General features: G+C 64.7%; 19 protein-coding genes and 1 tRNA gene. 10 read left to right on the forward strand and 10 right to left on the reverse strand.

Going from position 1 to position 16,364, the window contains the following annotated elements:
- Window positions 1-53: 53 nt before the first annotated feature.
- Genes BLU18_RS04585 through BLU18_RS04595 form a run of 3 tightly spaced genes read right to left on the reverse strand, consistent with a single transcriptional unit; the run spans window position 54 to window position 2,937 of the window.
- Window positions 54-1,628 carry a GMC family oxidoreductase gene (locus BLU18_RS04585; protein ID WP_092632164.1) on the reverse strand — a complete coding sequence of 525 codons (1,575 nt, stop codon included), beginning with the start codon at window positions 1,626-1,628 and terminating at the stop codon, window positions 54-56.
- Complete coding sequence (locus tag BLU18_RS04590) at window positions 1,621-2,151, reverse strand: gluconate 2-dehydrogenase subunit 3 family protein (protein WP_092632167.1); 531 nt, start codon at window positions 2,149-2,151, stop codon at window positions 1,621-1,623. Before BLU18_RS04590 ends, BLU18_RS04585 begins: the two co-directional genes overlap by 8 nt.
- A gap of 54 nt (window positions 2,152-2,205) precedes the next feature.
- Window positions 2,206-2,937, reverse strand: a complete 732-nt coding sequence (locus BLU18_RS04595) for a fumarylacetoacetate hydrolase family protein (RefSeq protein WP_092632170.1) — start codon at window positions 2,935-2,937, stop codon at window positions 2,206-2,208.
- 86 nt (window positions 2,938-3,023) lie between these two features.
- Between BLU18_RS04595 and BLU18_RS04600 the strand changes: the two genes are divergently transcribed.
- From BLU18_RS04600 to BLU18_RS04615, 4 genes are all read left to right on the forward strand, one after another.
- Complete coding sequence (locus BLU18_RS04600) at window positions 3,024-3,755, forward strand: metal-dependent hydrolase (RefSeq protein WP_092632173.1); 732 nt, start codon at window positions 3,024-3,026, stop codon at window positions 3,753-3,755.
- Complete coding sequence (locus BLU18_RS04605) at window positions 3,756-4,154, forward strand: OsmC family protein (protein WP_092632177.1); 399 nt, start codon at window positions 3,756-3,758, stop codon at window positions 4,152-4,154.
- Window positions 4,155-4,309: 155 nt separating this feature from the next.
- Window positions 4,310-5,749 carry an APC family permease gene (locus BLU18_RS04610; RefSeq protein ID WP_092632180.1) on the forward strand — a complete coding sequence of 480 codons (1,440 nt, stop codon included), beginning with the start codon at window positions 4,310-4,312 and terminating at the stop codon, window positions 5,747-5,749.
- A 9-nt stretch (window positions 5,750-5,758) separates the two neighbouring features.
- On the forward strand, window positions 5,759-6,406 hold the full coding sequence (locus BLU18_RS04615; protein WP_092632183.1) for a potassium channel family protein: 648 nt from the start codon (window positions 5,759-5,761) through the stop codon (window positions 6,404-6,406).
- Here BLU18_RS04615 and BLU18_RS04620 read toward each other — a convergent pair.
- Window positions 6,403-7,182, reverse strand: a complete 780-nt coding sequence (locus tag BLU18_RS04620) for an HAD-IIA family hydrolase (RefSeq protein WP_092632186.1) — start codon at window positions 7,180-7,182, stop codon at window positions 6,403-6,405. The genes BLU18_RS04615 and BLU18_RS04620 overlap by 4 nt on opposite strands.
- Window positions 7,183-7,274: 92 nt before the next feature.
- Here BLU18_RS04620 and BLU18_RS04625 point away from each other — a divergent pair, with 92 nt between their 5' ends.
- Window positions 7,275-8,039, forward strand: coding sequence for a GTP cyclohydrolase IIa (locus BLU18_RS04625; protein WP_092632189.1), 765 nt, complete (start codon window positions 7,275-7,277; stop codon window positions 8,037-8,039).
- On the opposite strand, the gene BLU18_RS04630 is transcribed toward BLU18_RS04625, so the two are convergent.
- From BLU18_RS04630 to BLU18_RS04640, 3 genes are all read right to left on the reverse strand, one after another.
- Window positions 8,036-9,199 carry a pyridoxal-phosphate-dependent aminotransferase family protein gene (locus BLU18_RS04630; protein ID WP_092632192.1) on the reverse strand — a complete coding sequence of 388 codons (1,164 nt, stop codon included), beginning with the start codon at window positions 9,197-9,199 and terminating at the stop codon, window positions 8,036-8,038. The two genes, BLU18_RS04625 and BLU18_RS04630, sit on opposite strands and share 4 nt — an antisense overlap.
- A gap of 120 nt (window positions 9,200-9,319) precedes the next feature.
- The gene (locus tag BLU18_RS04635) at window positions 9,320-9,547 is read right to left on the reverse strand and encodes a hypothetical protein (protein ID WP_092632195.1); all 228 of its coding nucleotides are present in this window, start codon (window positions 9,545-9,547) and stop codon (window positions 9,320-9,322) included.
- Between the two features lie 58 nt (window positions 9,548-9,605).
- Window positions 9,606-9,806 carry a hypothetical protein gene (locus tag BLU18_RS04640; protein WP_092632198.1) on the reverse strand — a complete coding sequence of 67 codons (201 nt, stop codon included), beginning with the start codon at window positions 9,804-9,806 and terminating at the stop codon, window positions 9,606-9,608.
- A gap of 299 nt (window positions 9,807-10,105) precedes the next feature.
- Here BLU18_RS04640 and BLU18_RS04645 point away from each other — a divergent pair, with 299 nt between their 5' ends.
- Window positions 10,106-10,924 carry a PGF-CTERM sorting domain-containing protein gene (locus tag BLU18_RS04645; protein ID WP_092632201.1) on the forward strand — a complete coding sequence of 273 codons (819 nt, stop codon included), beginning with the start codon at window positions 10,106-10,108 and terminating at the stop codon, window positions 10,922-10,924.
- A 943-nt stretch (window positions 10,925-11,867) separates the two neighbouring features.
- Here the strand turns inward: BLU18_RS04645 and BLU18_RS04650 are convergent.
- The 3 genes from BLU18_RS04650 to BLU18_RS04655 all read right to left on the reverse strand — a co-directional run bounded on the left by BLU18_RS04650 (window position 11,868) and on the right by BLU18_RS04655 (window position 13,283).
- Window positions 11,868-12,719, reverse strand: coding sequence for a hypothetical protein (locus tag BLU18_RS04650; RefSeq protein WP_092632204.1), 852 nt, complete (start codon window positions 12,717-12,719; stop codon window positions 11,868-11,870).
- A gap of 120 nt (window positions 12,720-12,839) precedes the next feature.
- A tRNA-Trp gene (locus BLU18_RS14745) sits at window positions 12,840-13,016 on the reverse strand.
- A gap of 45 nt (window positions 13,017-13,061) precedes the next feature.
- Window positions 13,062-13,283, reverse strand: coding sequence for a DUF5795 family protein (locus tag BLU18_RS04655; protein WP_092632207.1), 222 nt, complete (start codon window positions 13,281-13,283; stop codon window positions 13,062-13,064).
- A 166-nt stretch (window positions 13,284-13,449) separates the two neighbouring features.
- Here BLU18_RS04655 and BLU18_RS14750 point away from each other — a divergent pair, with 166 nt between their 5' ends.
- The 4 genes from BLU18_RS14750 to BLU18_RS04670 all read left to right on the forward strand — a co-directional run bounded on the left by BLU18_RS14750 (window position 13,450) and on the right by BLU18_RS04670 (window position 16,300).
- Window positions 13,450-13,608, forward strand: coding sequence for a hypothetical protein (locus tag BLU18_RS14750; RefSeq protein ID WP_176791143.1), 159 nt, complete (start codon window positions 13,450-13,452; stop codon window positions 13,606-13,608).
- A gap of 71 nt (window positions 13,609-13,679) precedes the next feature.
- Window positions 13,680-14,255, forward strand: a complete 576-nt coding sequence (locus tag BLU18_RS04660; protein WP_092632210.1) for a response regulator — start codon at window positions 13,680-13,682, stop codon at window positions 14,253-14,255.
- A gap of 70 nt (window positions 14,256-14,325) precedes the next feature.
- Window positions 14,326-14,751 (forward strand): DUF7475 family protein, encoded by a 426-nt coding sequence (locus BLU18_RS04665; RefSeq protein ID WP_092632213.1) that lies wholly within the window; start codon window positions 14,326-14,328, stop codon window positions 14,749-14,751.
- A gap of 91 nt (window positions 14,752-14,842) precedes the next feature.
- Window positions 14,843-16,300 (forward strand): DUF7289 family protein, encoded by a 1,458-nt coding sequence (locus BLU18_RS04670; RefSeq protein ID WP_092632216.1) that lies wholly within the window; start codon window positions 14,843-14,845, stop codon window positions 16,298-16,300.
- Window positions 16,301-16,364 lie beyond the last annotated feature (64 nt).

Here is a 16,364-nt window from a genome sequence, read left to right on the forward strand (position 1 = left end):
AGAGCATGCGGACGCCGACGCTTAAGCGTGATTACTCGGTCACTCGTCGCCGGTCACAGCCAACTGTCGAGGCGGTCGGCCAGCCGACAGGAGAGCGCCGCGATGGTGAGCGTCGGGTTCATCGCGCCGCCGGTGGGGAAGACGCTACTGCCGGCTATCCAGAGGTTGTCGCAGTCGTGGGCGCGACAGTCCGGGGCGACGACGCTCTCGGTCGGGTCGGTTCCCATGCGCGTCGTCCCCATGTGGTGGAAAGCGGGCCCCGTCGCGTCGGGGCCGACCACCCAGTCGATGTCCGCGCCGAGTTCGGTCAGGATGGCGCGTTGGACCTCGTTGACGCGTTTGATGGCCTCGTGGGTCTCGGGGCCGACCGACCACCGAACGTCCGGGACGGGGTTGCCGTGGTCGTCGGTGGTGGAGTGGTCGAGGGTGATGCGGTTCTCCGCCCGCGGGAACTGCTCGACGAGGGCGCCGACGGCGAGGTGGGTGCCGTAGGACTCTCGCAGGTCGGCGAGGAGTGAGTCGCCCCAGTCGTCGCCGTTGAGCGCTTCGATGACCGGCGAGGGGCCGGCGTAGTTGAGGAATTCGAGTTTGACGCCGGGAAGCGGATCCTCGCCGTCGTAGAGGGCGTGGGATTCGGTGGTGTTGAAGCCGACGTGGTTCTGTCGCGTCTCGCGGTCGATGCGGCCGCCCGCGCCCGCGAAGCAGTGGTCCATGAAGTAGCGGCCGACGGCGCCGGAAGAGTTGGCGAGGCCGTCGGGATGGTCGTCCGAGGCGGAGAGGAGGAGGAGGCGGACGTTCTCGACGCCGCCGCAGGCGAGGACGACGGCGCGGGCCTCCTGTCGGTGTTCGGTGCCGTCGGGGGTGGCGTAGACGGCGGCGTCGACGCGCTCTCCGGAGTGGTCGAGACGCTGGACGGGCGCGCGGTCGATGACGCGGGCCCCTGCCGCTTCCGCGCGGGCGACGTGGCGCTCGGCGGTGTACTTCGCGCCCGAGGGGCAGACTGGCTTGCAGGTGCCGTAGCCGACACACGCGGAGGCGTCGTCGTAGGGTTCGGAGTTGCGCGCGTTCGGCACGGAGTGGGTTGGGAGGCCGAGCGATTCGCAGGCCTCGGCGAAGATGGCGTCGCTGTGCGAGGGCGGGAAGGCGGGGAGGGGATGGGGTTCCTCGCGGGGTGGGGCGAATGGGTTGTCGTCGGCGCCGGCGACGCCGAGTTCGCGTTCGGCCGCGGCGTAGTGGGGGCGCAGGTCGGCGTAGTCGATGGGCCAGTCCGCGCCGACGCCGTGCCGGGACTCCATCTCGAAGTCACGTTCGTGGAGGCGCATCACCATCCCCTGCCAGTGGAGCGTCGACCCGCCGACGCCCTTCACGCGGGCGGCGTTCAGGGGGTAGCCCTTCGGACCGCTGGAGGTGTAGGCGTCGCGCGGGCCGCCCATCCCCCAGAGCCCCTCGATTCCCGGTCGGAGGTGGGCGTCGAGTTGCTCGGTGCGGTCGTCGAGGTCGAAGCGCGGCCCGGCGTCGAGGACGACCACCTCGTGGCCCGCTTCAGCGAGGCGGGCGGCGACGATGGCGCCCGCGGGCCCGGCGCCGACGATGCAGACGTCGGCGTCGGGGACTGGCTCCCTAGCCATCCGAGTCCTCCATCTGGGCGCGCTGGTAACTTTCGGTGCCGCCGGGGTAGCCGACGGGGTTCTCGATGCCGACCAGTCGCCCGCCGGTCGGCGACGCGTAGAAGGCGTAGAGCAGTTCGTTCACCAGATAGAAGCGAATCCGGTTGGGGACGGTGCCGTCGGGCGACGGGTCGGCGGTGTCGACGCCGAGGTCACGGAGCAACTGGTCGCGGGCCTGTCTGTCGAGGTCGGCGAAGGGGGCGTCGCGCCAGTCGCGCGCGGTGGCGTCGAGGTCGGCCGCGGCCTCGACGACGCCCTCGCGGCGGTCGGCGTCGTCGAGGCGGCCCTCGGCGTACGTCTCGACGAACGAGGCGACGCCCTCGGCCTCGGTCGGGTAGACCGTCTCGGCGACGGCGACGAGGACGGCGCGGGCGTCGTCGGAGAGGAAGTCAGAGGAGTCGTCGTCGAGGAGCGTCGCGCCCGCGGCGCCGGCGACGCCAGCGGCCGCGAGGGCGACGAGTGCGTCCCGTCGGCTCAGTTCCATTGCGCCCGGATTAGGGTAGCCTAAATTTAGGGCTTGTCTTTGCGGCTCGGGCAGTCAGTCGCGTCGCGCCGTGAACTCGAGGGTTTCGACGCCCTCGATTTCGACGGCCACCTCGTCCCCGTCTTCGAGGCCGCCGACGCCCGAGGGCGTGCCCGTCGAGATGATATCGCCCGGTTCCAGCGTCATGTACGAGGAGATTTCCTCGACGAGTTCGGGGACGCCGAAGATGAGCTGTGAGATGTCGGAGGACTGTTTGGTCTCGCCGTTGACGCGGAGGGAGACCTCGGCGTCGTCGGGCAGGTGGTCGGGGTCGGCGACGACGGGGCCCATGGGTGCGGCGCCATCGAAGGCCTTGCCGCGCACCCAGTTCTGTTCCTCTCGCTGGTCATCGCGGTTCGAGAGGTCACAGACGACGGTGTAGCCGTCGATGACCGATTCGGCGTCCGCAGCGTCGACGTTGCGGCACTGCTCGCCGATGACAACGCCGAGTTCGGCCTCCCAGTCGACCTGCTCTTTGCCCTCGGGGAGTGTGACGGTGTCGCCGTGGGCGGCGACGGTGTTCGGCGTCTTGAGGAAGAGCATCGGCCGGTCGGGGACGGGGATGCCCGTCTCCTCGGCGTGGTCGGCGTAGTTGATGCCGATACAGATTATCTTCGAGGGGTCCGTGGGAGCGAGTACGTCGACCTCGCTGAGCTCGTAGGTCGAGTCGGCGAAACTGACGCTGTCGCCGTGCCATTCGCCCGTGCGGACCATGCCAGCAGGGTCGCGGAATCGGACGCGTCGCATGCACGGGGCGTCAATCGCGGACGAGATAAGCCTTCCTCGTTCGGCACGGGGTAAGATTCACGTTCGTCTCGGGCGAAGGTTCGCACATGGAGCTCACTTGGCACGGCCACTCGACTTGGTACGTCACCGTGGACGACACGTCGCTGCTCATCGACCCCTTCTTCGACAACCCGTTCACGTCAGTCGACCCCGCGGAGCTCGACCCGGACTACGTCCTCCTGACCCACGCCCACGCCGACCACGTCGGCGACGTGGGTGAGTTCACCGACGCGACAATCGTCGGCACGCCGGAGCTGACGGCGTGGGTAGCGGACGAACACGGCGCCGAGGACACCCTCGGGATGAACCTCGGCGGCACCGTCGAGTGTGGCGACGCGTACGTGACGATGCACCGCGCGGACCACACGAACGGCATCGGCACCGACTACGAGTACAGCGCCGGGCCGCCGGCGGGCTACGTCATCGGCGACACGGTGCCGACCCAAGAGACCGACGAGGACTCCTTCGCGTTCTACCACGCCGGCGACACGGCGCTGATGAGCGAGATGCGGGACGTGATCGGCCCGTTCCTCGAACCCGACGCCGCGGCGCTCCCGGTCGGCGACCACTACACCATGGGCCCGGCGCAGGGCGCCATCGCCGCCGACTGGCTGGACGTCGACCACGTCTTCCCGATGCATTACGACACCTTCCCGCCAATCGAAATCGAGGTGGAGGACCTCGAACGAGAGGTGGCGGCGACGGGGTCGACCGCTGACGTCCACGTCCTCGACGGCGACGAGAGTTTCACCTTCGAGCGCCCGTACGGGGGCGAATAGATGAGCGACATCGAGACCAGCACCGTCAGCGAGGAGGGATTCGCCTCCGTCAACCAGGTCGGCGACTTCGAGTTCACCGTCGACGCCACCGACGAGACGGGGCCGAACCCGAACGCGACGCTCGTCGCGACGTACGCCTCCTGTTTCCTGCCGGCGTTCCGCGTCGGCGGGCAACAGCGCGGCCACGACGACCTCGGCAAGATTCAGATCGACGCGAGCGCCGAGGTGGACGAGGACGACGACCTCGAATCCATCCACTTCGCCGTCCACGTCGCCGCCGACCTCGACGACGAGGCCGTCGACGACATCGTCGAACGTGCCGAGGATATCTGTCACGTGCACGCGGCGCTCCGCGAGGGCCTGCACGCGGCGGTCGACGTCTACCCCGACGCGTTCTGACTGGGGCACGCGGCCGTGAATCTGCGAGTTACCGACCGCTGATAGTCAGGCCGTACTTTCTTGTGCGGTGTCGCTCTCGTGTGGGATACCCTGATGGATCGCAGTAAATCGGGCGACTGCGTCGACAGTCTCGACGGGACAGGACGGGGGAACCCGTGAGCAGTCACGGTGAGCGCGCCCCGGAGGCCAACCTCGGCCTCCTCGACGCGACCATGATCGGCATGGGAGCGATGATCGGGGCGGGCATCTTCGTCCTGACGGGGTTAGCCGCCGAGCTCGCGGGGCCGGCGGCCATCCTCGTGTTCGCGCTCAACGGCGTCGTCACGGCGTTTACTGGGCTGTCCTACGCGGAACTCGCGGCGTCGATTCCCAAGAGTGGCGGCGGGTACGCGTTCGTTCGCGAGGTGTTCGCGGACCTCCCCTCGTTCGTCATGGGGTGGATGCTCTGGTTCGCGTACATGATCGCCGGGGGGCTGTACGCCCTCGGGTTCGCGCCCAACTTCCTCGAACTCCTGCACGTCTACGACGTGACGCCGGCGCCGGGGCAGGTGGGCGCCGTTTCCCTCCCCCTCGTCGGCATCGACGTGCCGGTGGCCGTCGGCCTCGCGTTCGTCGCCGTCCTCGGACTGGTGGCGCTGAACGCCGTCTCGACGGCCGCGAGCGGGAGCGTCGAGACGATATTCACGCTCGTCAAAGTGGGCATCCTGGTCGTCTTCGTCGCCTTCGGCGCGACGGCGCCCATGTTCTCGACGGCGGAGTTCCAACCCCTGTTCCCGGGAGACGGCGGCGCGTTCAGCATCCTCCCCGCGATGGGGTTGACGTTCATCGCGTTCGAGGGGTACGACCTCATCACGACGGTGACGGAGGAGGTGAAGAACCCGCGGGAGAACATCCCCAAAGCCATCTTCCTGAGTCTGGCCGTGACCGTCGTCGTCTACCTCGCCGTGGTGAGCGTCGCGGTGGGAACGCTCGGCGCAGAGGGACTGGCCGAGGCGGGCGAGGCGGGCATCGCGCAGGCGGCGACGGAATTCATGCCCACGGGGCTGCCGGTGATTCAGAACGGCGGCGCGATAATCGTCTTCGGCGCCGTCTTCTCGACGCTGACGGCGCTGAACGCGGTGGTCATCGCCTCCTCGCGCGTCGCGTTCTCGATGGGGCGAGAAGACCAACTTCTCCCCTCGTTCGGCCAGCTGCATCACCGCTACGGGACGCCCTTCGTCGCCATCCTCGCCAGCGGTGTGGTGATGCTCGGCTCCGTCGTCCTCCCAACCCAGAGCGCGGGCAACATGTCCAGTCTCTTCTTCCTGCTCTCTTTCATCGTCGTCAACGGCTCGGTCATCAAACTCCGGCGCGAGCGCCCGGACATGAACCGACCGTACGAAATCCCCTACTACCCGATTCCGCCGATTCTCGGTATCCTGCTCAACCTCGTACTGACCGGCGTGTTGGTTCGGTACCTGCTCCGGACGGACGTGCTGGCGCTCGTGTTGAGCGGCGGGTGGATTCTGCTCGGCGTGGCCGCCTACGGCGTCTACACCGTCTTCTCGGACGGCGACGAGACGGGCGGGGAAACGACCACGGTCGCGGACGACTAACTCACGACCATGACACTCGACATCATCATCGCGGGCGGCGGGCGCGTCGGCTTCGAAGCAGCGACCCTCCTCGGTGACCGCGGGCACGACATCACCGTCGTCGAATCCGACGCCGAGCGATGCGACGAGATAGCCGACGAATACGTCGCGACGGTCATCCGCGGCGACGCCGCCAACCCGGACATCCTCCGGCAGGCGGACGTGACGGGGAGCGACGTAATCGCCGGCCTGACCGGCGAACCGGGACTGAACCTCGCGATCTGTATGGCGGCCGCCGAGATGAATCCAGAGATACGGACCGTCGCGCGCATTGCCGAACGCGACCAAGAAGAGTACGCGCAGTTCGTCGACGAGACAGTGTTTCCGGAGGGAGCCGGCGCCCGAATCGCCGTCAACGAAATCGAGGGACTGGCGGTGCGGACGCTCTCGGACGTGACGGGGACGCTCGACATCATGGAGGTGGAAGTGCAGGAAGGCGCCTCCGCCGCGGGCAAGAAACTCGAATCGGTGCGGTTCCCGGCGGGGACGCTCGTCATCTCGGACGACGACGGCGAGCGAGTCGCGCGCCCGGAGACGACGCTCACGCCGGGGAAACGCTACGTCATCGCCGTCGAACCCGACGTGGTCGACGAGGTGCTGAACCTGTTGCGCGGTTAGAGGACCGCCCCGATGTCGGCCAACGAGTCGACGACGTGGTCGGGCGTCACCTCGCTCCGCGCCAAATCGCGGTCGTCCGTGACGCCGGTCTTGACGAGTACCGTGGTCATCCCCGCTCGCTCGCCGAGTGCGATGTCGGTGTCGAGGCGGTCGCCGACGACCAGACAGTCACTCGCCGGGAGACCGAGTCGCTCGTCGACGACTCGCCGCGCCGGTTTCGAGGGTTTCCCGAGGACGACATCGGGGTCGCGCCCGACGACGCCCGAGACGGCGTTGATGATGGCGCCGGACCCGGGGACGTTGCCCTCGGCGGCCGGAATCACCATGTCGGGGTCGGTGCCGACGATGGTGACGTCGTCGTCGGCACAAGCCCGGAGCGCGGCACAGAGGCGGTCGTAGTCGAACGAACGGTCGATGGAGACGACGACGGTGTCGGCGTCTGTCCCCTCGGTGGCGACCGTCAGCCCAACGTCGGTGAGTTGCTCGACGAGCGACGGTTCGCCGACGACGAAGAGCGTGTCGTCGGCGTGTCGTTCGGCGAGATACGACGCCGTGATGGTCCCCGCGGTGACGATTTCGGAGGGGTGGGCGTCGAAACCGGCGCGGCGGAGTCGCTCGGCGTAGGCGGGCGGGCGCTTGGTCGGATTGTTCGAGACGAAGAGTCGGTCGAGACCCGCGTCCGCCAGTCGGTCGAGTCCCTCGGCGGCGCCGGGTATCGGCTCGTCGCCCCGGACGACGGTTCCGTCCACGTCGAGGACGACGCCTCGGTAAGGCATTGGCGGCGATAGGGGGGCGACCCGCATGAATCCCGCGCTCCGCCGGCACAGAACCAAAGAGAAATGGGTGGGCCGACCCTGACTCCGATACCGTGACGAACACGCAGCTGACGCTCGTTCAGATAGACAACTACGGGCCGTGGACGGTGACGCCGGAGCCGCGCCGCGAGATGGACCTCCAGACGCTCCAGTCGCGACTCTTCGCCGACATCGCGCAGTTCGTCGGCCACCGCGGCGGCTACGCCTTCTTCACCCGCTTCGACAACATGGTCGCCGTGACCAACGGCCTCGACGCGGACGACCACCGACTGCTCCAAGAGTCGACGGGGAACCGCTACCCCGTCACCGTCAGCCTCGGCATCGCCGTCGACGCCAACCCGGTCGTGGCGCTGGAGCAAGCGACCGAACACCTCCAACACGCCGGCAGCGCGCAAGACCGCGAGCGACGCGAGGTGCTGGCCGGAACGCCCGTCGAGGCGTCGGCGGACGACGACGTGGCCATCGCTCACTTCGACGTCAACGACGCGACGGAGAAGTACACGGACCGACTCAATGAGTTCGATTCGTTCATCCAGATTGAACAGGGGTACGCGACGCTGATGCGACACCTGCGCGAAGAACACGGCGGCCTCTCGTTTTTCGTCGGCGGCGACAACATCATCGCCGTCACGCCCGACCTAGACGCCGACGCCTACCGCTCCGCCATCGACCACGTCGAGGAGACGGTCGGCGTGGACCTGAAGGTCGGTGTCGGGCAGGGTGAGACGGCACACGACGCCGGCATGGCGGCGAAACACGCACTCGAAGAGTGCCGGCACCGCGGGACGGTCGTCGAAATGAACGAGTCGGAGTCTTAGGCTTCGATAGCCGCCTCTTCCACGTCGAAGTCCTGCGCTTCGAGCGCGTCCTCCATCGCCGTCAGGAGGCACGCGACGTTCTGTCGACGAGCGGAGTACCCCATGCAGCCGATGCGCCAGATGTCGCCTTCGAGCGCACCGAGGCCGCTGGCGATTTCGATGTCGTACTCGTCCATCAGGTAGTCGATGACGGCGGTGTCGTCGACGCCGTCGGGCACCTCGATGGAGTTGAGGCTGGGGAGCCAGTACTCCTTCTCGGCGGCGGGTTCAAGGCCGAGTTCCTGCAGGCCCGAACGGAGTTCGCCAGCAACTTCGAGGTGGCGCTCCCAACGGTTTTCGAGGCCTTCCTCGGCGACGAGGCGGAGCGCCTCGCGGAGGCCGTAGAAGTTCGTCGTCGGCGCAGTGTGGTGGTAGTTGCGCTCGTCGCCCCAGTACTCCATGACGAGGTCGAGGTCGAGATACCACGACCCGGTGTCGGTGTCGCGGTTCTCGATTTTCTGACGGGCGCGCTCGCCGATGGTCAGGGGCGTCGCTCCCGGCGTACAGGAGAGACACTTCTGCGGGCTCCCGTAGGCGGCGTCGATGCCCCAGTCGTCGATACGGAGTTCGACACCGGAGAGCGACGTGACACAGTCCGCGATGGTGATAGCGTCGTGTTCGTGGGCGATGTCGGTGAGCTCCGGCACGTCGGGCTGGCAGACGCCCGTGCTTGTCTCGGCGTGGATGAAGCCGAACACGTCGGGTTGGTGCTCGTCGAAGGCGTCGGCCACGTCCGCCGGGTCGAGGGGTTCGCCCCACGGCGCGTCGACGGTCACCACGTCGCCGCCGGCGCGCTTGGCGAGTTTCCCCATCCGGTTGCCGAAGTAGCCGTTGGTGGGCACCAGCATCGTGTCGCCGGGTTCGACGATGTTGCCGATGGCCGTCTCCATCGCTGCCGTCCCCGTGCCACTCGTCGCGAGTGTCCACTCGTTGTCGGTCTGGAACGTGTAGCGAAGCAGTTCCTGGATGTCGTCCATGATCTCCAGGAAGGACGGGTCCATGTACCCGAGCGCCTGCGTCGACATCGCGCGGAGCACGCGCGGGTCGATCATGCTCGGGCCGGGACCCATCAGAATTCGTGACGGTGTGTCGAGCTCGCTCGTCTCGGGTGGGCTCCTCATATCTCGGATGACGGCCGAACGGAATAAAAACCTGCGTGTTGGTGGCAATATATTGTCGAAGAGGTGGTTCGACGAGCGTCGTGTGTTACCGCGTAATGCGTGACCGAGTAACACGCCTCGTCAGAGGAATCGCGGGACGACGCGGCGCCAAACGAACGTCAAGAGGACGACGACGATGTACGCGCCCAGCAGCGAGCCAACGAATTCGACCGCGAGGCGGTCAAGTGGCGCCGGGGAAGCCGAGACGGCCGCGCTGACGCTGTAGGCGAACGCGACGGCGTGGTGATACCAAGTCAGTCCGAGTAGAGACGAGTCGTCGGCGGTGGAGATCGGCGTGTCAGTCGTCATACGTCGCGTGGGGTCGCCGGTCCCAAAAGGGCGGGGACGACCGCCCGAAATGTCGCCATCACGACTGGGGCCTGTCTCCGTCCGCGACGTAGCGGTCGAACAGCCAGATTCCGAGGGCAGTTGACCCGAGCAGAATAGCAAGCGCCTGCGCCACGAACGCGGCGAAGGAAGCAGGAATCCCGAGAATCGGAGTCATCACGGCGAACGCGACGACGCCACAGCCCCCGCCGATAAAATATCGGACTGGAAACTCAGTCATTGTCGGGTCGTCACCGATTCCGCGGGGTAAGCCCGGGGGGTAATTACTTAGGCTCGCGGTGGGCGCCGCGAGCGAGCGCGCGATTCTCAGCCCTTTTTGACCACAGAGACGGCCGACACCATTATCTATCGACAGTTCTGGATGCGAGACGGGCCAGCGTGGCCCGGACTCCGATAGCGTCCCCCCTCGAGGCACCCCCTCCGCTATCGGAGTATCGCCGATACTGCCGCTGCGTGGCAGTGACACCCAGTATTGAGAGGGTTTATCCCCGAGCCACCCGGCTATCAGACGTTCACAACATGCAGCGAAATCAGCGGAGTTTGCGGAAGATCGGAACGGTCGTCGGGGTCGTCTTCCTCGCGCTCGCAGTCCTGAGCGGGTCGACACTCGCCGTGAGCGGTCTGTCGGTCACCTCGCTCACGAACGCAGAGGTCGAGAGCGGACAGACGACGACGCACACGCTCGAATATCAGGCGGACGGCATCAGCGCCGACGGCACGACCGACGTGCTGTTCGTCCGCTTCCCCGACACGTACGCCGGGAACATCTCCGTCTCGGGCGCCGAGTTCGTCAACCGGACGAGCGGGGCGACCGTCTCGGTCAGTTCCAGTACGAGCATCGTCGACGGTCCCGACGGTGACGGCGTGCAGGAGACGCTCCGTACCGGCATCAGCAACGACGCCGACTACGACACCGACGACATTCGAGCGACCTACGAGTTCAGCCTGACCCATCCCACGGTCGAGGAGGACACCTCCTACGACGTGACGGTCATCGCGCAGGACTCGTCGACGAGTGAAGCCCGAACCACGGCCACGGACGCCATCACCGTCGTCGCCGGCAGTACGTCGAGCACGGCCACCGCGACGAGTACGTCCACGGCGACTGCGACGAGTACCAGTACGTCGACGGCTACCGCGACGACCACCGCCACGAGCGAATCGACGGCAACGCCGACCGAGAGTTCCATGGACGAAGGCACGGCGACCCCCACCGAGAGCTCGATGGGTGAAGACACCGCGACGCCTACCGAAACCAGCGGGAGCGGTCCCGGCTTCGGAACCGTCACGGCGCTACTCGCCGTCGTCGCAGTGACGCTCCTGCTCCGCCGAGACTGATACAGGTAGAGTTCGTCGGGACGCCCTGACGACTATCCCTCCACAGCTGAAATTCTTCTCGCGGCATCGCCGCGTCAGGTCATTTTTCTGCCCATCCGAATCGACCAAGAGAGTTGTATCGTCGACCGTTCGGATGGCGCGTCGGCGCCGTCGCTCTTCTTGGGGTGGAATCAGCGAGACGATAGCCGTCGCTCAGGAATGTTAGAGAGACGGTGTAGGTCAGTCAGTGCGAAACTACACGTGGAATACACGTGAGCGAAAGGTGACTGCTGACCGTGCCGCCTATTCTATAGGTATCGTCGGTGGTATAAAACGGCTCCGGTGTTCGGCTCAGGCGAATTATATCCACAGAGATCTGCGTGAATAATTAGTAAATTTGATTATATAATTGTCATATCCTATCGGAGAAAGAAGGAAATGGCAGCACTGGTGGACAACTCCAGGAGGGCGAGAGATTTACCCAGTCAATAATGCCGATTGATTTTTGTCACCCGAATGTATATTAATATACAGGTTGACTGAATCCGAGAGCGCCTTGTTCAAAGCAAGTAGCGATGTTATTGGCGGCGCATTTGCTGGATTTGTCACGGCGCTAGTTTTACAGGGAATCCCAGAATTAGCCGTTCAAATCCTAGCATTGATCCTCATAATTATGCTAGCATTTCTTTATAAAGCGCATGAAAAGGCCACTCAAATACCACCCAAGCTATCTGAAAAGATTCGAAACCTCCGGAATCAGGAGTATGATTCTATTCAGCCAGATCGAGTTGAAACGGACTGGCCCCCCAATCGGGGTTCGTAATTAGAAATTATTTGACCGATGAACCTTGCGGAAGGTATTGAATCTTTACTTGAACATGGGTCCCAAAATGCGAAATTGGACGATCGGCTACTCCACACGAGTTATTTACCAGTCTCAAGTTGAGTAAGGTCCATCATCACATCATTTGACATCCCGCAGTATCTCCTTGTTCTTGAAGAAGCCCACTCTGCTGAGTAGTCCTATGATTATCCCCCACACAAACCCCGCCGCGTGAGCAAAGACGTTCGTAAACGTCCCACCCTCCACAAGCGCCTCGGAGTCGGGAAACAGCCCCAGAATCAACACGCCGAGGACGACGCCCACCAACCCCACCGCGCCCGCCGTAATCACGGCCTCGCGTCGCGCCGCGCCGTCGGGAATCTCGACGCCGTTCCGAACGTACGGGACGAACACCAGTAGTCCGCCGAGAACGACGAGGCCCGTCACGGAGGACCGGAATCCGCCCGCGTAGCGCAGGTCGATCAACTGCATCAGGAGGAGGAAGACGACCAATCCGATGGCGTAGGCAAGTTCGCCGTCGTGGCGCTCTTTCACGAACACGTAGAGAGCGACGAGGAGGAAGCCACCGAGGCCGCCGACGACGCCGGAGAACCCGCGGGAGACGGGGTCCGCCTCGGGGTACTGGAACTGGAAGATGGCGTAACTGGTGAGGTTGACGAGGATTGGGAGGGCGATGAGGTGAAGCGGGAGCGTACGACGGAACCACGGGAGTTCGTCGACGTCGAGACAGAGGGCGTAGGTGTAGGTGGCGGTGAGGCCGTAGCCGAGGAGATTGCTGTAGAGGTGGAGGTTGGAGGCGTGGACGTAAGCGGCGGTGAGGAGGGTGTAGATATTGAAGCGGGTGTGGTCGAAGACTAGTAGGTTCTGGAGGGTGGTAGGAGTGAGGAAGTGGATTGCGATGAGGAGGAGGGGAATCGAAAGAAGAGCGGTAGCGTCCAACGTGATGGATCGGCGGACCGCCGTATCGGTCATTACAGACTACTTTTCTCGCAGGCTACTAATTCCCAGCCCTCTCCGCTGACGAGAGCTTCTCTACGGCTATTCATCGTACAGAGACGAGACTCTCCAAGATGTGAGTGAGGAGATTAAGAATGGGGTCGGAGGGATTTGAACCCCCGATCGACTGATATCTCCGGTTCCGCCTCGGTACTCCAGTGGGTCGTCATCGCGCGACGATGATCAGTCGCGCGCTCGGAATATCAGTCTGGAGTGTCGTCACCGAGCGTTGCCTCTGGAGTCAGTCGCCATGCCGGGCTTGGCCACGACCCCTCGATAGCCCGTTATCCAAAGGACGGTAAAGGGATTTCGATTCGGCTATCGGTCCGTCGTCGACCAGTCACAGTCTTGGCACTTGTAGCCCGTCACCAGTTCCGTCACGGACGGCATGTAGTCGACGGTGATGACGTCGCCACCGCACTCGGGACAGTCGCGGTCGGCGTCCTCGATGCCGTCGGCTTCCATCGGCGACTCGCCCTCTATCAGTTCGGCCAAGCGCTCGGCGGTCACCATCCGCCCCTGAACGACGCGATTTGACATGGTCCGACGCTAGTTGCGCATGCAGGTAAGCCCTGTGTACCGCGCCGCGAGCGACGGGGTTCGCCGACCGATACCTTTTGGTACTATGGAGGAGTATGGAGGGATACAGACCAATCACTATGTACGGTGGCGTAAGCGGCCGAAACGGTGGCGAGGTGTGGCGACGGTGACCGCACCGTATAGCTACGATGGGATGTTGGGACCGGAAGACGGAACGGAGTACGTCTGTTCTCGCTGTGACTCGACGTTCGACGACGACCAGTATCTCTGTCCAGTCTGTGGGACGCTGACCGTCGAGCGTCGGCCACCTTCCGCAGAGTCCTGAACAATTAGGCGAACACAGTTATATCACCCTGCCGTGACAAGGGGACGTAGCCGGCTGGACTCGGCGTTGCTATGACCTCGTCTCCACCCAGTGTCCTCGTCGTTGAGGACGAGACCGAACTGGCCGAACTGTTCGCGGAGTGGCTGAACGCGGAGTACGACGTGCGGATTGCGACGACGGGTGAGGAAGCGCTCGCCGAAATCGACGCCGACGTCGACGTGGTGTTGCTCGACCGCCTGATGCCCGGTATCTCCGGCGACGAAGTCCTCGAAACCATCCGTGACCAAGAGTATGACTGCCGGGTCGCGATGGTGACGGCCGTCGAACCCGACTTCGACGTGCTCGGGATGGGGTTCGACGACTACGTCGTCAAACCGGTCTTTCGCGAGGACGTCCGCCGCCTCGTCGACGGCCTCGTTGAGCGACACGCGTACGACAAGCGACTCTCCGAACTCTTCGCCTCCGCGTCGAAACTCGCCGCACTCGAAGCGCACAAACGCCCCGAGGAACTCGAAGACAGCGAGGAGTATCGGCACGCCCGGGAGGCGTTCGAACGCGCGAAAGACCGCGTGAAAGCCCTCGAAGCGGAGATGAGCGAATCTGACTTCGATGCGGTGTTTTACGACTTCGACCAGATCGACCTGTAATCAGCGCCCGGGTCGGGTTTCGAGAATCGTACCAATCGACATTTATTTCGCGGCGGTGACATACTTGGGTATGGCACGCGCCGACAGCGGTACGGCAGGGGGTAGCGCGAACTCAGTTGTGAGTCTTCCCACGAATCTGCTGGGTATCATCGCGAACGACTTGGCGGTAATCACGGGCGTGATACACCTGCTTCTGGCACCGCAGGTCATCGGCTTCAGTTCGACGCTCGGGATTCTCTTCGCCCTCAATGGACTGGGTTTCATCGGCGGCGTCGCGGTCTATATGACCAGTTACTGGCGCCGAGAGCTCTACCTCGTCGCCGCCGGCTACGCTCTCGTGACGTTCGTCGCCTTCTTCGTGTACGGCGGGTTCGAGGGCGTCGTCTCGGCGTTCTACATGCAGGGGAGCCTCAACTGGAACGCGGTCGGCGCGAAAGCCGCGGAACTGCTGCTGGTCGTCTGCTCGCTCGCCCTGTTCACGAATTCGGAGAGCTGAACCGCCGTAGACGCCTCGCTCTTGGCCGTGAGGCTCTCAGCCCCGAGAATCGGCCAGTCGTCTTTTACGTCTCGCAACCCTCTGTAGAGCAATGACGCGGTCACGTATCCCCTGGCGGCCCGGATTCGAGCGCGACCGGCGCTCACAGGCCGCCCCCGTGGGCGTGATTCTCGTGCTCGGTCTCGTCATCGTCTCGACGACGGCCGTCCTCACGTTCGGGTCGGCGGCCATCGGCGATGTGCAGTCGCAGTCGGAACTCGACCGTGCCGAAAACGGGATGACGCTCCTCGACTCCCGTCTCTCAACGGTGGCGCTCGGTGAGTCCGAGAGCCAGCAGGTCGACCTCCCGACGACGAGCGGTGGCTACACCGTCGACCCGGACGCGGGCACCATCCGCATCGTTCACCGAAACGCCAGCGGCGAGGGTACTAGCGACAAGGACATCGTCTCGAACACCTCGCTCGGCGCCATCGTCTACCGACAGGGCGGCCAGTCCATCGCGTATCAGGGCGGTGGCGTCTGGCGGGCACACGAAGGCGGTTCGAGCCAGATGGTCTCACCGCCCGAGTTCCACTACCGGCAGGGGACGCTCACGTTCCCGCTGGTCCGGATTCAGGGCTCCGGGAGCGCGACCGGTCAGGCGACGATAAGTGCGCGCTCGACCGGCGACGGCACGCAGATATATCCCAACGCCACCAACAGCAATCCCGTCGAGAACGGGACGGTCGAGGTCATCATCCAGAGCGAGTACGCGTCGGCGTGGGGGTCGTACTTCGAGACGCGGACCGACGGCAACGTCTCGTACCCCGGTCCGAACACGGTGGCCGTCGAACTCGTCAGTATCGGGACGCTCGGCAACTTCCAGATGCCACCGGAGACGCAGGGACTCACCATCCGCGGGATGGACAGCGGTCACTCGCTAAACGACTTCTCCTTCACCATCCGCCCGCAGGACACCGAATCGTCCTCGTTCTCGAATCTCGATTGGTCGCTGTACGCGGAACAGGGGCAGCAACAGTTCGAGATTCACATCGGCGGCAACGGCGTCAACTCGTGTGGCGAGGACGTGGCACTCGCCATCTACTACAGCGACGACGGGGGCGCGACCCACCACGGCTGGTACTCCGACGACTACCTCCAGACCGAGTGTGGCGAGGTGAACGGCAAGCCGGCCGACGGCGACGAAATCTGGGTCGACGTCGACCTGACCAACGAATCGGCCGACCTGACCTACCAGGACGTGAAAAACGATATGACGCAGTTCAAATCTGGGTCGACGTCGCTCGCCACCGACGCACGGTTCAACGAGACCGGCCACGCGGACGACCCGGACGAAGCCTACAGCGACGGTGAGACCGAGGAACTGGCGCTCGTCACTCGACACTACTTCGCGATGATGGGCCCCGGCTTCGACCTCGTCGTCGCGGACGGTAACAACGCCGGCGTCGGCGAGTCCGGGTCGGCGGGCTACATCGACTACGAGGGGAGTGGGAAGGTCGTCACGTATCTCCACATCAGCGAGCACAACGTGACCGCGACGGTCGACTGACGGTGATTGGGGGTGCCGGTGTGTCGTCACCATTCTGACTTCCAGCAAACGCCACGAGCCAGCG

This window comes from Haloplanus vescus, assembly GCF_900107665.1.
Lineage (GTDB): Archaea > Halobacteriota > Halobacteria > Halobacteriales > Haloferacaceae > Haloplanus > Haloplanus vescus.

Excerpts from the sequence above, each read along its gene's own strand:
- BLU18_RS04585 (WP_092632164.1), bottom strand. The coding sequence starts at position 1,628 with ATGGCTAGGGAGCCAGTCCCCGACGCCGACGTCTGCATCGTCGGCGCC.
- BLU18_RS04590 (WP_092632167.1), bottom strand. The coding sequence starts at position 2,151 with ATGGAACTGAGCCGACGGGACGCACTCGTCGCCCTCGCGGCCGCTGGC.
- BLU18_RS04595 (WP_092632170.1), bottom strand. The coding sequence starts at position 2,937 with ATGCGACGCGTCCGATTCCGCGACCCTGCTGGCATGGTCCGCACGGGC.
- BLU18_RS04600 (WP_092632173.1), top strand. The coding sequence starts at position 3,024 with ATGGAGCTCACTTGGCACGGCCACTCGACTTGGTACGTCACCGTGGAC.
- BLU18_RS04605 (WP_092632177.1), top strand. The coding sequence starts at position 3,756 with ATGAGCGACATCGAGACCAGCACCGTCAGCGAGGAGGGATTCGCCTCC.
- BLU18_RS04615 (WP_092632183.1), top strand. The coding sequence starts at position 5,759 with ATGACACTCGACATCATCATCGCGGGCGGCGGGCGCGTCGGCTTCGAA.
- BLU18_RS04620 (WP_092632186.1), bottom strand. The coding sequence starts at position 7,182 with ATGCCTTACCGAGGCGTCGTCCTCGACGTGGACGGAACCGTCGTCCGG.
- BLU18_RS04630 (WP_092632192.1), bottom strand. The coding sequence starts at position 9,199 with ATGAGGAGCCCACCCGAGACGAGCGAGCTCGACACACCGTCACGAATT.
- BLU18_RS04635 (WP_092632195.1), bottom strand. The coding sequence starts at position 9,547 with ATGACGACTGACACGCCGATCTCCACCGCCGACGACTCGTCTCTACTC.
- BLU18_RS04640 (WP_092632198.1), bottom strand. The coding sequence starts at position 9,806 with ATGACTGAGTTTCCAGTCCGATATTTTATCGGCGGGGGCTGTGGCGTC.
- BLU18_RS04645 (WP_092632201.1), top strand. The coding sequence starts at position 10,106 with ATGCAGCGAAATCAGCGGAGTTTGCGGAAGATCGGAACGGTCGTCGGG.
- BLU18_RS04650 (WP_092632204.1), bottom strand. The coding sequence starts at position 12,719 with ATGACCGATACGGCGGTCCGCCGATCCATCACGTTGGACGCTACCGCT.
- BLU18_RS04655 (WP_092632207.1), bottom strand. The coding sequence starts at position 13,283 with ATGTCAAATCGCGTCGTTCAGGGGCGGATGGTGACCGCCGAGCGCTTG.
- BLU18_RS04660 (WP_092632210.1), top strand. The coding sequence starts at position 13,680 with ATGACCTCGTCTCCACCCAGTGTCCTCGTCGTTGAGGACGAGACCGAA.
- BLU18_RS04665 (WP_092632213.1), top strand. The coding sequence starts at position 14,326 with ATGGCACGCGCCGACAGCGGTACGGCAGGGGGTAGCGCGAACTCAGTT.
- BLU18_RS04670 (WP_092632216.1), top strand. The coding sequence starts at position 14,843 with ATGACGCGGTCACGTATCCCCTGGCGGCCCGGATTCGAGCGCGACCGG.